Source organism: Paraglaciecola arctica BSs20135, from assembly GCF_000314995.1.
Lineage (GTDB): Bacteria > Pseudomonadota > Gammaproteobacteria > Enterobacterales > Alteromonadaceae > Paraglaciecola > Paraglaciecola arctica.
The window spans coordinates 25,468-40,660 of the sequence record NZ_BAEO01000069.1; the positions used below are offsets into that span (position 1 = coordinate 25,468).

11 protein-coding genes and 1 pseudogene are annotated in these 15,193 nt (G+C 41.2%); 5 read left to right on the forward strand and 7 right to left on the reverse strand.

Annotation, left to right across the window (positions count from 1 at the left end; translation table 11 throughout):
- Nucleotides 1-259 precede the first annotated feature (259 nt).
- Complete coding sequence (locus GARC_RS27835) at nucleotides 260-478, forward strand: hypothetical protein (RefSeq protein WP_007625865.1); 219 nt, start codon at nucleotides 260-262, stop codon at nucleotides 476-478.
- Here GARC_RS27835 and GARC_RS25160 read toward each other — a convergent pair.
- Nucleotides 447-739: pseudogene (locus GARC_RS25160) on the reverse strand (Crp/Fnr family transcriptional regulator); the annotation flags it as partial. The gene GARC_RS27835 and the pseudogene GARC_RS25160 overlap by 32 nt on opposite strands.
- 381 nt (nucleotides 740-1,120) lie before the next feature.
- Here GARC_RS25160 and GARC_RS25165 point away from each other — a divergent pair.
- The 4 genes from GARC_RS25165 to GARC_RS25180 all read left to right on the forward strand — a co-directional run bounded on the left by GARC_RS25165 (nucleotide 1,121) and on the right by GARC_RS25180 (nucleotide 4,397).
- Entirely contained in the window at nucleotides 1,121-1,900 is a 780-nt protein-coding gene (locus tag GARC_RS25165; RefSeq protein ID WP_007625869.1) for a zinc ribbon-containing protein, read from the forward strand.
- Nucleotides 1,901-1,912: 12 nt separating this feature from the next.
- Nucleotides 1,913-2,134, forward strand: coding sequence for a hypothetical protein (locus GARC_RS25170; protein WP_007625871.1), 222 nt, complete (start codon nucleotides 1,913-1,915; stop codon nucleotides 2,132-2,134).
- Between the two features lie 332 nt (nucleotides 2,135-2,466).
- Complete coding sequence (gene corA, locus GARC_RS25175) at nucleotides 2,467-3,534, forward strand: magnesium/cobalt transporter CorA (protein ID WP_007625873.1); 1,068 nt, start codon at nucleotides 2,467-2,469, stop codon at nucleotides 3,532-3,534.
- A 122-nt stretch (nucleotides 3,535-3,656) separates the two neighbouring features.
- Complete coding sequence (locus tag GARC_RS25180) at nucleotides 3,657-4,397, forward strand: HAD family hydrolase (protein ID WP_007625875.1); 741 nt, start codon at nucleotides 3,657-3,659, stop codon at nucleotides 4,395-4,397.
- A gap of 71 nt (nucleotides 4,398-4,468) precedes the next feature.
- Here GARC_RS25180 and GARC_RS25185 read toward each other — a convergent pair whose 3' ends face one another.
- From GARC_RS25185 to GARC_RS25210, 6 genes are all read right to left on the reverse strand, one after another.
- The gene (locus GARC_RS25185; RefSeq protein ID WP_007625877.1) at nucleotides 4,469-8,674 is read right to left on the reverse strand and encodes an alpha-1,6-glucosidase domain-containing protein; all 4,206 of its coding nucleotides are present in this window, start codon (nucleotides 8,672-8,674) and stop codon (nucleotides 4,469-4,471) included.
- A gap of 303 nt (nucleotides 8,675-8,977) precedes the next feature.
- Nucleotides 8,978-10,195, reverse strand: a complete 1,218-nt coding sequence (locus tag GARC_RS25190) for a BCCT family transporter (protein ID WP_007625878.1) — start codon at nucleotides 10,193-10,195, stop codon at nucleotides 8,978-8,980.
- 135 nt (nucleotides 10,196-10,330) lie between these two features.
- Nucleotides 10,331-12,001 carry a choline dehydrogenase gene (betA, locus tag GARC_RS25195; RefSeq protein WP_007625879.1) on the reverse strand — a complete coding sequence of 557 codons (1,671 nt, stop codon included), beginning with the start codon at nucleotides 11,999-12,001 and terminating at the stop codon, nucleotides 10,331-10,333.
- The gene (gene betB / locus GARC_RS25200) at nucleotides 12,001-13,464 is read right to left on the reverse strand and encodes a betaine-aldehyde dehydrogenase (protein ID WP_007625880.1); all 1,464 of its coding nucleotides are present in this window, start codon (nucleotides 13,462-13,464) and stop codon (nucleotides 12,001-12,003) included. The genes betA and betB overlap by 1 nt, the downstream gene beginning before the upstream one ends.
- Before the next feature lies 1 nt (nucleotide 13,465).
- Nucleotides 13,466-14,056, reverse strand: a complete 591-nt coding sequence (gene betI / locus GARC_RS25205; RefSeq protein WP_007625881.1) for a transcriptional regulator BetI — start codon at nucleotides 14,054-14,056, stop codon at nucleotides 13,466-13,468.
- Nucleotides 14,057-14,080: 24 nt separating this feature from the next.
- A complete protein-coding gene (locus tag GARC_RS25210; RefSeq protein WP_007625882.1) occupies nucleotides 14,081-15,121 on the reverse strand; it encodes an alkaline phosphatase D family protein in 1,041 nt (346 codons plus the stop codon).
- Between the last annotated feature and the right edge of the window lie 72 nt (nucleotides 15,122-15,193).

Here is a 15,193-nt window from a genome sequence, read left to right on the forward strand (position 1 = left end):
CAAGCGTCTTTGCAGCACATCACTCAAAATTCACCTTTGAAAATTAGGCTTTCGGTGTGTTGTCACCGAATAATTTTAGGACTTAAATCACCTTGCAATAGCTACAGTGTGTACCTGTTGTAGTTCTTTGTTTTGATGTACATCAAAGTTACGCCACCAGTGCCAAAAAAAGTTGGATACAGTGATGAAATAATAATGCCAAAGCATATATAAAGGAGAGGAAAGCCTTTGCTGGCGACTAAAGGACTTTCCCCTTAGGATGGAAAAACCATATGCTTCTTTAAGCCGCGATCCATATTTCTGCTTCGGAATACTGGCTATTGGTGAAAACTTTGAGGGGGCACGGAATCGCAAATTTAAAAATATCAGAAGCCGATTTTATCCATTCTTTATCCGTAACAATGGCAATTTTACCCCAGGCTTTTTGGTGCTGTTTAAAGCTATTAGTTACAAACAGCAGTTTGGGCCATTTGAGTAATCAGAGCTTGGGTATAGCGCAGCTGTATCATTCGCATATCTGCTAAGCTGTTAAATTCCTCACTAAGTACATTAGCGGGAAGCTTAAAGCAAAACCAGCACTTTGCACTACAGCTCGACTAGGGGTACTTTCTCCTCCCATAAAAGCCGCAATACCAATTAATCGTTCATTGCCCACTACTGAAATTTCAGCCGATGCGCCATCCGACATGACATTAAGCAAAAACGCCACTACTGATTGTCCTTGTTCTACAACAATTTTATGACGCAGCTTATCTTTGCGTTTGTATTAAAGATATTGCAGATTACACTTACACTAAGGTGGAAAACCCTTAGTCGACCTATTCATATATTCACTCAAAAATACCAAAACGGTAGCCTTTGCGTACTTATGGATCTTGATGGCTTTTAAATAATATACTTTTGGTTAGGTATAAAAGTGTCCCAACATGAATAGCGATTTAATAGCTTACCCCCTCTCAGATTTGCAATTATAAACAAGCAGTTTCTGGTTTATAAACAATCATCAGCAATCCCATTAAGTAGTGTCCACAATTCATTAGGTACAATACCGAATATTATCTGACAGTGGATTGGGTGATTATCATTCAAGTTCATATAGAATTTTAAAAAGGCACTTGTCATGAAAACCCCAAAAAAACCAACAGAATTACAAGCTAGCTACCATGCAATGGTTGATAGTGTCGAAGCATTTGTGGTGCAAGAAGGTAAAAGTTTGAAACAGGCTTTTAAGGCCGCAGAAGAAAAGCTCGAAGATGCATCGGAATTAAGTAAAGAAAAAATTCAGCATGCGAGCAGATACTTAAAAGATAATTTACGTTTTTGGGGTGAAACAGTTGAAGGTGTCACTGATGCCTATAAAGACCAAATTCAGTTTGATATTGCCTATGTAAATAATTCTATTTGGAGCAAGTTACAAAGTATAGCTAAGACAAATTCAGCGGAGCTAATGGAGTTTACTAGAACTCTTAAAGAAGAAGCTCAATCAGTCAGAACTGCAGAACATCTCGGTGCCCATCAGGAACATAATCAATGGGCTTCTGAACATGCTTTATGGCTAGATGAAATTGAGTTTTGGAAAAAAGACCACGAACAAGCTTTGACTAAACTAATGGATATAGAAAAAGCATTAAAACAGCAATCGACATCACTGTTTGAGCATGCCCAAGTCATTCAGGCACTTGCTAACATAGACCACAAACATGAAGAAATCATGGCAAATGCTGAGCATGATCCAAGTAGCGAAGTTTTCAAGGTTGCAGATGAGAAAGAAGTTGCAGTGCATAATAAAGAACGCAAAATTCACACCCAACACTCAGAATTTCATCATGAAGTAAAAACTCATCACTTTAAAATAATGGCGATGATCAACATGCTTGATAAGGAAATGCGTAAAGTATAACAAGGAAAAACAATGACTGACTACAACGATAACAGCAAACTCAAACACGATCCTGAGTCGAACATGCAAGCCTTGAAAACAGCAATCGCCGATGGCAAAGTGCAGCGAATAAAAGCGCTTTTGACTAATTTACTATTTGACGAAATACAAAAAAGTTACCTCATTAAATTGGCAGAACACAGCGGCAATTCAGAGATTATAAATTTGATTAAAGGTGCACCGGCAAAACCATAACATCGGATGGGTTTGTATAACTACAGCAAATTTTCCTAAAAAATCCCCGTCAACCAGCAACAGGAGGTTGACGACTTCAGACCGAACTTGTAAAAACCATGGGTCCATCTAATCGAAAACGAGAAAGCTCGTTTTCGATTACCGCAATAATTTGATAGGGTTTAATTTTAAGCTCTACTCAAAATGTTCTGCATATCATCAACTGCTTTTATTTGTATGCATTAAAATCTGAAGTAACCAGTTACAATCGGGAATTACTGCTGTTTTGATGACTTTAATTTTGTCTATTTTGCATCCAATTGAAACACACTACTTATTTTTAAGGTTCAAAAATGAAACTGTTTAATAAACGCTATCATCAGCCCGGCACTCGCCCTGGAGAACTTGCTGAGCCGGTAAGTGATGTGTTTTCACTTGACTTGCTCGACTACGATGCCAGTGCCATTAGTGTAAAAAACGATATTGATGTACATGATTGCCGACCTTTTATTAAAAATAGCAATGTGACTTGGATACATGTGCAAGGTGACCCAACTCATGATGCCTTAGTGACCCTTGCTAAAGGCTTAGATATTCATGATTTGTATATAGAAGATGTAGTCAATTCTGGGCAAAGACCCAAAGTTGAGTTAAATGAAGAACAAATATTTGCCATATTGAGTTTACCTGTACATAACAATAATCAAGTGCACATTGAGCAAGTCAGCTTATTTTTAACACAAAATACTGTGGTGTCCTTTTGCTCGGGTGACTTTAATCCATTTCAGCAAATAGTGACTAGGTTACAAAGTGGTGTGGGCAAATTACGGCGGCGTAAAGCTGACTATTTGTTTTACAACCTGATTGACACAGTCATAGATTACGGATTCCCCTTGTTAGAGACTTATTCTGAGCGTATTCAGACACTTGAAGACGAACTGTTAGATACACCAGACAAAAATGTGTTGAGCCAAGTGCATAAATTACGCAGAGAGTTGTTATTAATCAGGAGGCGGCTATGGCCTCAACGGGAGATGGTGAATGAAATACTCCGTGATGAAGAAAACACCCAAATTACGCCTGAAACTAAAATGCATTTCCGAGATTGCCATGATCATGTAATTTCTATTATGGAATTATTGGAAACCTATCATGAGATGACATCTGGTTTGATGGAATTGTACATGACCAGTGTAAGTTTAAAATTAAATGATGTCATGAAAGTACTCACCATCATTGCCACCTTATTTATTCCTCCGACTTTTATTGTGGGAGTCTACGGTATGAATTTTGATCCTCTAGTGAGCAAGCTCAATATGCCAGAATTACAATGGGAATACGGATACATCGCTGTATGGGTCGTTATATTATTAATGATTTGCGGTATGCTGGCGTTTTTCAAAAAACATAAATGGATATAAATTTGCTGCAAACTAAAAGACGGCTGACGGTGCGTTTTTTAATGCAAGGTTTTTAGATCCTATATCGATATTACTGTAATCTGTCGCCCCACTAAAACCACATTATTTAAATTGGAGTACCCGTGCTAAAAGCGCTTTTTCTAGATATGGACGAAACACTGTGCGATACGCACAAGGCTAACAATATAGCTAAACAGCAGCTTGCTAAAAAAGCGGAGTCTATATGTGGCAGTTCTCTGGATAGCAAACAATTCGCTGAACGTTACGTACAAGGCATTTATCGGCAGTGGACTCCAGTTCAGCAACAAAGATATATGCCAATTATTGAGCAGCACAGTGAAGATGTATTTCGGGTGCAATTGATCCAGGATTTACTGGTCGATATGCAGCAACTAGCAGTTACCGTAGATGACGCCCAATTGCTGCAAAACTGTTTCGATAAAGAACGCCTAGCGGCCTTTGATTTTTTCCCAGGTATAGAGAAGTTTCTAAAGGATATGAGAAAACGCATGACACTAGTGGTCATTACAAATGGTCCGGAATTTTCTCAGGTTCCCAAAGTACAGCGGATACTTCTTGAGCAACATGTTGACCATATAATTATTGGTGGCCAGGAAGTAGAACAAAAACCCGCACCTTCAATTTTTGCAAAAGCCCTAAGATTAGCTGGCTGTGAAAACCATGAAGTGATACATATCGGCGATGGACTCACGCCAGATATTGGGGGTGCAAATGCCAGTAACATCAAGTCAGTTTGGGTTCGCCACAATCAATCCTTTGATAAAACCTTAGGGATCAAGCCCGACTATATTGTTGAGCATCCCGATGAACTACCTGAATTAATGGAACAGTTACTTAAATAACCAGCACTCTGGTTATTTAACCCCATCGAGCCAATAGCATAATTTTAACTGTGCAGAAGTCACTAAAACAGTTAATTTAAACATTCCTGAATTATTAGGTTGCCTACATTAGTACTTTTACTAGGATTTGCTGCGTTTAAGGTTAAAAGAAAGCTATAAGTGCCAGCGGCTAAACTAGTTTGATTGTTACTTTCGCCCGCGCCATCGTAGGCCACAGGATAACTAACTCCAACCGCTAAGTTTTCGCTATAAATATTGCCGTCTGCAGCTTGTGCCCAAAGTTGTGTTGTCCAACTAGCATCATCAGAAGCTAACTTAAACTGAAAATCACCGCTAAATTCCGCCACTGCTTGGTAGCTATTGTTGCCTTTGTAATGCAGCCTGTAAGTTTCATCTGGGCCCCAAGCTGAATGACTACCACGCACATAGAGTTGCCCGCCACCAGCTATGTTAAAGGGAATATCTTGTGCTGAATTGTCTAAAGCAGAACAATTAACGGTTGGCGATACGCTGTTGATTGTCAACACAGGCGTCTGTTGCGAGGCATCTAACCGAAAATTATAGTTACCTTGAGCACTGACCGTAAAACTTATATTGCCATTTGCGTCAGCACTAGCCGTAACTGAGTTTGAATAGATTTGCACATCACTAAAACCAAGGTTTACCAGAGAATAATCGTCGTTAGCAATCTTTAAGCTTTGAGTACCAGCGTCTAGCAGGTAATCAAGGTTATACACACCATTTCCAACATAGGAAAAACTGTCTACCGCAGCTAGCCCGTCATCACCAAAATTATTCATTGAACCACGAAGATAAATGCTGGTTTCACCATAAGGTGCAATATCAGGCTGATTGACAGTAACATCTGCAGCTAAACCAACACCTTGAGCTCCCACTTGCGGCTTAACAAAAACAGCAGTTGTTAGCGCTGGCACAATAAAGGTGCCGCTATTGGCTCCGGCGACAAAACTAGCTGTTTGCACAGTAGAGTCTGCTGAAGCTTGTTGCACATTATGAAGCTCAAAATTAGTGGCTGTTAGAATGTTATGTGACTGCTCGTTGGACGTACCATTAATAATCACAACTATTGCATCAAGGTTTACATCCAAGTCTTCTAGACCGGCACCATCGTCAAGGCTCATCACAATTAAGCCTTGAGTTTGACTCACGCCTGTATTGTGAAACCCTACACGGTCAATAACATCCTGGGTATTGGTTAATCTAAACAATTTGCTTGATTGACGAATAGTCACAAACTCTTTAAATACCGATGAAGAAAGAGCAATGTGGCTTATGCTCGTTTGTGCTTCAGCATTAGAAGCCAAGTCGCCAATAGTAGTCCAGCGCTCTTGATTATTTTCAGCCAGCGGTAAACCTAGATTCCAGTTATTTGAGGTTTTAGTAAAGTCTACCCAATTGAACCAATCCCCGGCATCGTAGCTATTTCTATCCATTGATTTTGAACGTATCAGGTCTCCACCCAATTGAAAGAAAGGAATACCTTGGCTGATAAGTGGAATAGTCCCGGCGATGTTTTGTACTCGTACACGATCATCGATAGACATGTCACTAGATAAACCATATTGAAGCTGATCCCATAAGGTTTCGTTATCATGTTTAGACACATAATTAATCACATCAGCAGGATCTTTTGCATAAGCAGGCTTAGCCGAATACGCACTGCCTGATTTCACATTGCCGTTTTTATCTTGCATAACATAGTCAGCTAAGGTGCCAGCTAAACCTAGTCGTATAATGTCTTGATCGTCCAAACTTCCTGAGGTATTAAACAAAGACGCGCTACGAATAATATCTCGGGGGCGGTCGTTAAATGTGCCGACTTGGCTGCCTGCCATATTGTTTTGATTGGCCTGAGTGTAACCGTTGTTGTTTCGAGTCCAGCCTTCTCCATAAAAGTAATTATCAGAGTCTAGTGCTTGAACTACGTCTCTAGCATTGAGAATGGAGTCTGCAGAATTATTGCTCATGATATCGAAGCGAAATGCATCAAATTTATAGGCTTGGGTCCACAGCGCTAGCGAATCAACCATAAGTTTGTTCATCATGGTGTGTTCAGGCGCGGTATCTTCACAACAAGTATCTCGCAACACACTTCCAGTAGTGAGATTTCTGCGGTGATAGTAGCCAGGCACTATTTTATCTAACACTGAGTTTTCAAATAAACCCGATGAACTAGTGTGGTTATACACCACATCTAAAGACACTCGTAAGCCCATTTCATGTAAGCTTTGGATCATGGAACGCATTTCTAAAATACGTACAGTCCCGTCTGGATCAGACGCATAACTGCCTTCAGGCGTCGAATAATGTTTGGGATCGTATCCCCAGTTAAAACTATCTAAACCGCGCATTGCATTGGCCAAGGCCTGTGCATCTGAGGTACTAGGATCATAACTTTCAAATACAGATAACAAGGTCGATGAACTATCCGCTACACCACAAACTGGCGCAGTGCTATTTAGTGCACATAAGTCTGCAACTGTGTCGCTGATATTCACTCTATTAGTTAAGTCTTCACCAATAGTGGCAATATCATTAGCAGGCAACATTTGAAAATGGGTTAAACCAGCATCAGCAAGGGATTTAAGGTGAGTCACTGGAAGTGAATCTTGCTCAGTAAAGGCCAGATATTTACCACGATTTGCGACACTAGTACTTTCATCTCTTATGCTAAAGTCACGGATATGCCCTTCGTAAATGATCGCATCTTCAGGATCAACAATACTCGGGGAAACATGGGTGTCCCAATTCTGGGGTTTTAGATTGTTATCCTCTAAATTTACAAACTGTGAATAATGACCATTTGTAGAAAGAGACACTGCATACGGATCTGTGGTTTCTAATGTCTCAAAACATTGATTGATATAATGATAAACCGTCAGTTCAAATCGATAAAACTGCCTATCCATACTGTTATCCAAATCAATTGTCCAAATCCCAGTATTATTATCCAAACTCATAGCCTGACTAGACTGCAATACCTTGTTGACATCATAAATGTTGATATTAACTTGTTGAGCAGTTGGCGCCCATACATTTGAGCTAATGCCGTTTGCGTCATATTGCAAACCTAACGGCGCTTCATTCGCATCGTCTGCTCCTGAAGTATAAATGGCATCTAATATTCGCGGTGTTTGTACATAAGTAGCTGCGACAACCGCATCACTATTATCATAAGCAATGGCTAACAATTTACCTTTCAGCATTTGTTTAATATCAGTTGTTGAAGATGCGTCAGCAGTATAGGCGTCTAAGTCTTGATATCTTGGCATGTGCAGGCCAGTTGACGGATGGGTACCACCTGTTTGCGGAGTAAATTCTACAAAATCATCTCCTGCGATCCCCACTTCCCCGTTATAACCTAAGTCATCTGCTTCTGAGCTATAAATGCGAACTTTAGCAACGCCGCTGCCATTAACATCCCAAAAGACTGTTTGAGTATCCACCCAATGGGCAGCGGTATCAAAAATCAATACGCCAGAAGGAAACAATGTCGCGTCAGGATAGAGTTCACTTATACCAGATAACGTCCAGAACATTCTATCGCCAGTTAAATCAGCCCGATGATCGGCATCACCTACGTCTTTTTCATCACCCTTGTGCACAATAAAATTGGCGCAATCACTACTATCTGCCTTTAATGGCAATACCCAATAAGCACCGTAATTAGGATCAATACCACTTTGGGCTTGGCCTACCGACCATTCAGTACCGCCGCCAGATGCAAAATCTGCGTAGGCATCGCAACTGTCGTTATTCCATAAGTGCAATACCCAACTTTGATAATTTTCATCAGGACGATTGTAAAAAACCACCAGTTCATTATCACCAGCCGTCACAATAGGTTGTGGTAAGCCACCACTGCTAGCTTCCAAGGTCAACGACACACTCTGACTAGCAGAAGCATTACTAGCGTCGGTGACTGTTAAACTAGCGTCTATTGTGCCGGCAAGGGTATAACTAACAAGGGTTGAGGTTGTCGCTAAACAATCGTTTATTGGGATATCTGAAATGCCATTTCCTGGGCTTAATACACAAGATAATGCATCATTATCGGCGTCAGAGACAGTCCAAGAAAAAGTCACTTCGAATGGATTTGCAGTGCTTATTTCAGAAGAGAAATTACTGATGGTCGGTGCGTTATTTTGCGCAACCACGGGTGGGTTAGGTTTGGCACTTCCACCTCCTCCACAACCAACTATCATAATCGCCATGGTCGAGAGAGATAATTGCAGTAATATTTTGGATTGGCTCATTTAACGTTGCCCTTTTTACATACCTGTCAGTGTCTATATGCTAAGGGTTTAGTTACGCTCAGAACAGCAGCTACATACGTATTCAACTCGTTAAAAACATGTTGTAAAAAAGTTACATGCAAAAACGCCAGTTAATGATTATTCATTAACTGGAAATCAAAAAGACCAGAACGGTTGAACTTGAATATAAAATAGTAGGTATAAGTGCCAAAATCAAAAGCCTGATAAAAGTAAATTGCCACTGGAAACAGAGCGAACCAGCGGCAAAAGCAGTCTTAAATGATCACTCCGATTGGCAATATTTTAGCTAGATGATTCAATTTTTGTGTAGTCAATTTTGTTGTCTACAGGGGAACTCACTATATTGCGTACCGTTTTAAATTTGCTGTATGCAATAAATATCGCGCAAGCAAAGAACAGCCCAATCACTAATGCACCTACCCACTGAATTTCTAAAAATTCCAATTTAAATAACAGGGTTAACAATGCAAGTGCAACAACATTTATCGCAATATAATTAAATTTCCCAAAGCGTTTAACCGTCATATTTAAGTTATCTGTGTATAAACGGATCAGCGAATCGAGTGAATTGATCACAAACACTATACCTACAAAGGCCATGGCAAAGTTTTTCAAGCCCGCTGTGGGAATACCTGCTTCGTGGTATTGGTAAAGTACGCTAAACCAAACCGCAATGGGAATTGAAGGAAAAATCAACATAGCACCTAACAACTGATAAGTTTTTAACCCACCCACAAAGCGGGAGGTAAACTGACCAATCATAATACTCCATGCAAACCACCAAAATAAGTAAAACTCATGGTAAGCATTGAGTGGCAAAACAAAGTCATTAATATTGCCAAAATAGCCGCCTATCAGCGCTAAATTATCGGTAAATGCTGATACCTGACTGTCGCCGCCCATAAAAGCGCCAAGCCACATAAAGCCAATTAATGCGATAAATAACCAGGTGGTAGAGATACTTAGAAAACGCACGTATTTAATGTCGGTGCTTGAATACACAGCAAAACATATGGCAGCCAGAACAATTAAATAGAAGCTGGGAACAATAGACTCGCCATCACCAATGGCAGGTAAATACCAAGGTAGATTTGAGAGTAGAAGAAAGGCAGTAAAAGCACAGGTACCAATAATGACCACATTATTGATAAATTTTACCCAAGGAATGTCGAAAAATTTTACCTTAGGTTCTATCACGCAAAAGTAGAAGCAGGTAACAAAATAGAATCCCCAGATCAGAAAACCCCAATAGGCAAATTCAATGGCTAGTGGATTGGCAAAACTATATTCTGGATTGCTTTTTAAATCTGCATAACCGGCAAACTCAGTAAGGGGGAACATAATCAAGCCAACATCTAGGCCTGAGGTAAATAAAATAGCAATAAAGGTAAAGGTTCTCACAGGTGTAACACCTACGCAGCGCACATTACCCCACTTGAACAAAATAACCACTATTGCCAATAGGGTGAAGATGATGCCAGCATTAAGCCATAAGGTCATAATCCCCTGCCCCCAAATAAAGTGTAATATTTCATTATTTCCCAGTGCTTTTTATCTCGCATTAACACAGCATAAACAATTTATGGTGTGCACCACTGCAAGCCCCACAGCATCTATGTACTGTAGGTGGCCAGGTTAGATCTTTGAACTACGTTGTACACTTTGCCAATCTTTTGCAATGGCAACGCTTACGTGCGATTGACTCAGTGCTGGCTTCCCTAAAATTAGGTCAGCTGCTTTTTCTGCCACCATAATGGTTGGTGCATTTAAATTACCGTTGGGTATGGTGGGAAAGATAGAAGAATCCACTACCCTCAGACCCGTAAGCCCTCTGACTTGGGTGTGTGAGTTAACTACAGCCATATCGTCTTCACCCATTTTGCATGAACATGAAGGATGGTAGGCACTCTCAACAGACTGACGCACAAAGGCATCAATTTGCTCATCAGTTTGTATTTCTTTACCAGGTTGAATTTCACCATCGCGATATTCATCAAAGGCATTTTGCTCGATAATTTCACGAGTTAAACGCACACAGGCTCTAAATCCTTCAATGTCATCTTGATGTTGTAAGTAATTAAATTGAATTTTAGGCGCCACGCTTGGATCCGCTGACTGAATGGTCACCGCACCGCGGCTTTTGGGTTTGTTATGCCCAACATGCACCTGAAAACCGTGGCCGGAAAAAGCACTTTTACCGTCATAACGCATCGCTGCTGGTAGAAAATGATATTGAATATCAGGCCATTCAACCCCTGGTTTTGAGCGAATAAAGGCGCAGGACTCAAAATGATTGGTCGCGCCTAGGCCACTGCGGGTTAATAACCAACGGGCACCAATCAAGCCTTTGGAAATCAAACCCAGCTTGCCATTTAAGGTGATGGGTTGTTTACACTTATACTGAAAGTAAAACTCTAAGTGATCTTGCAGGTTTTGCCCAACCCCAGGTAAATGATGTTTCACATCAATACCGGCGGCTTTTAGCGTATCGCTATCACCTATGCCTGAAAGCTGTAATAAATGCGGAGAGCCAATAGGTCCCGCGCTTAGTACTATCTCTTTGCTCGCCTTGGCAGTTACTTTACTGCCCTTAACACTGTACTCGACGGCAACGGCTTTTTTACCTTCTAGCACGACTTTTTCTGCTAAAGCACCAGTGACTATGGTCAAATTACTACGCGACTTAACCGGGTCAAGATACTCGCGACTTGCCGAGCTGCGTACCCCGTCTTTTACTGTCATATACATGGGGCCAAAGCCCTCTTGCTGGGCAGCATTGTAATCGTCAGTGCTGGCATAACCAGCTTGCTGGCCGGCTTTAATAAAGGCTTTATAAAGTGGATTGGCCATTTCATTGCCATTATTCACCCCTAAAGGGCCGTCACTACCACGATAGTTATCTTTGCCTAAATAATAGGATTCCGCTTTTTGAAAATAAGGTAAACAAGATTGATAATCCCAACCCTCAGCGCCGTGCTGTTGCCATTGATCAAAATCTTTAGCGTGACCACGCACGTATACCATGCCATTGATCGACGATGAGCCGCCTAACACTTTGCCCCGTGGGCAATGCATTTTACGACTATCTAAGTATGGCTCTGGTTGTGTATGGAACTGCCACGCGTATTTATCAGAATTCATGGGAATGGATAAGGCCGTTGGCATTTTAATAAAAATGCTTTTATCACTACCACCAGTTTCCAGTAATAAAACACTATTACTGCTGTCTGCAGATAGTCGATTGGCCAACACACAACCGGCCGAGCCTGCACCTACTATGATGTAATCATATGTATTTACAACCATTAAAACGGGCTCTCTATGTTGCTCATGCCCACATAAATTGATTTGGTTTGGGTGTAGTGATCTAGGGTTTCGATGCCGTTTTCGCGGCCAATACCAGACTGCTTATAGCCACCTACTGGCATTTCGGCTGGTGAATTACCATAACTATTGATCCAACAAATACCGGCTTGTAATTTATGGGTAACTCGGTGAGCACGTTTAATATCTTGGCTAAACACTCCAGCTGCCAAGCCCAAATGGGTGTCGTTAGCACGGCGAATAACATCGTCTTCGTCTTCGAACACCAAGACACTCATAACAGGCCCAAAGATCTCTTCTTTGACAATAGTCATGTCATCGGTACAGTCGATAAACACAGTGGGTGCCACAAAATAACCATTTGGTGCAGACTCAGGGCTTAAGGTTTTACCACCGGTTAAAAGTGTCGCGCCTTGGGCTATACCCTTATCTATATAACTCATGACTAAATCTTGATGTTTTTTTGAAATTAACGCACCAAAGTTAACTTGTGGATCAAGGGGATCACCGGCAATAATATTTTGTTCGGTGCGGCTTTTAAGCTCTTCAATAAATTGCTGATAGATATTTTTGTGCACGTAAATACGGGTGCAATTAGTGCAAACTTCACCCTGGGTGTAAAAGTTGCCCAACATGGCTGCGCTAACCGCTTGTGATACATCTGCATCATCAAACACCAGTAGTGGAGACTTACCGCCAAGCTCCATAGTGACATCTTTAAGTGAACCTGCTGCACTGGCGACCACTTTTTTACCTGTACCCACTTCACCGGTGAAGGATACTTTTGCGATATCAGGGTTATGGGTTAACCACTGCCCTACTTCAGCCGCGCCTTGCACAACGTTAAACACGCCAGCTGGCACACCTGCCTCGGTATAAATTTCTGCTAATTTTATCGCGCCTAAAGGGGTTTCTTCTGAAGGTTTAAAGATAAGGGCATTGCCCGCAGCTAGTGCGGGACCTGACTTCCAACAAGCAATTTGTAATGGGTAATTCCAGGCACCAATGCCGGCGCAAATACCTAAGGGTTCTTTACGGGTATAGTAAAAATCTTCGGCAACCATTTGCTGTTGACCCACTTGTGCAGGAGCAAGTCCGGCAAAGTATTCAATCACATCGGCACCAGTTTGCACATCCACACACTCGGCTTCTTGCCAGGGCTTACCGGTATCTAACACTTCAATTTTTGCCAATTCATCATTACGTTCACGGAGCAAAGTCACGGCTTTTAATAAAATACGACTACGTTCAATAGGCGTCAGTGCCGACCAGACAGCAAAACCTTGTTTTGCACTTTGAATGGCGGCGTCTTGAATAAATTTATCAGCGACTTCAACATGATAAATCACCTCATCAGTGGCAGGGTTTGTGACCGCAAAGGTGGCACCATTTTGATTGGCTAAAAACTTGCCATTAATAAAATTTTGGTAAACAGGTATCGTCAATTTAAGCTCCATACAGTTTGATAAGTGAACTCACGTAGTTTTTAGCTAATTGCTCACTGTGATTAAATTGATCTTGATCAGACTTACTCAGTACTGCCCTTAACCACAAGCCGTCGATCATTGCGGCACATAACTGAGCTGCTAGTTTGGCGTCGTCATCGCCCATTAGTTTTTTAAATGAACTGGCTAAATTACTTAATAGTCGTTTACTATTTACATTCTGCAAACGATGTAATTCAACGTCGTGCATCGATTGTGCCCAAAAGCTTAACCAGGTTTTGGTGGTATCACTTAATTGCTGTAACCGCGCAAAATTTGCTTCAATAATCAGCATTAATCTTTGTTCTGGTGTTGTCGTGGGGCTTACGCGTTCAATCAGTGCATGCTTTAAGCCAGTTAATAGATAACGCACAGTCGCTTCAATAAGCGCCTGTTTACTGCCAAAATAGTGACTGATAATGCCTGATGACATTCCAGCGCGACGAGAAATAAGGTTAATGGTAGCACCACGCAGACCTACATCTGCAATCACCTCAATAGTGGCATCGATCAACTGCTGACGACGCATCGGTTCAATTCCTACTTTTGGCATATATTTCCTACACAGTTGGTATTGTTAATAAGGTTCAAGCAATGACAGCCTAAACCTGTGTTCGTTTACAACGTCACCCGCCTCATCATATAGACCTAGGGTTATAATTGGATCTTGTTTTTGCCAATTCACATTTAGCGCCCCATAGTTTACGTTATTGGTAAACTGACCTATACGATTTTTATTGGGACTAACGTTTTTCCATTCTTCTGTTAATCCTGATGAGGTAACTTCCCATAAGGGATAATCAAGATCCTGATCATAATAACTAACTTCCCCCCAATGGGTGTCACCGCTTATAAGTACAACACCATTGACTTTATGCTGCTTAATAAGCTTGAACAAACGCTGGCGATCAGCAGGGAAATTTGCCCAAGATTCCCAACCGGTAAAGTCTGCCAACAATTGTACACTAGAGCCAATAACTTTTATCCGACCTGGTTTTTGTAATTCTTGTTCGAGCCATAACCATTGCTTTTCACCCAGCATACTGGCGTTTATATCGCTGCTTGCTTTATAAGGACCCATTTTGTTGGGTTTACGTTCACTCGCATATTCTTCGGGAGATACATGAGACAGGGGATCACGGTTCCAGCGCAGATCCGGTAAAATGACACGAATACTCTGTTGCCCTTCTCCGTATAGGTAAGAAGTATAAATACCATCTTCACGAGTACGGCGGATTGAGTTTTCAGGTTCTTGCCAAAAATCCAGCATAAGTGCTCGAGAGGCTTCTTTCATGGGGTATTCCTTACCCGCGTCGTTAGCACCAAAATCGTGGTCATCCCAGATGGCGATTAATTCTGCCTGCTCTTTTAATTTTTTAAAACCCGGCTTAGCGCCCAGTTTTTGATATTTGTTGCCCAACACTGTCATGTCTTGAGTGTCGCCATAAATATTGTCCCCAAGAAAAATAAACACCTCAGGGTTGTCTTTTATAATGCTATTAAAAATAGCCATGTCTTTATCTTGATGAGAACAAGAGCCAAACAAAATACGGCTTGGTGCCTTGGCGCAGACCACAGCGCTAAACAATAAAATAAAAATTGCTAATAATCTCAGCATGGACGATTGCCTTTTTTTCCAAACATAAAGTAGGTCACATACAATATTATTGCATGTGACCTATTAACCTAT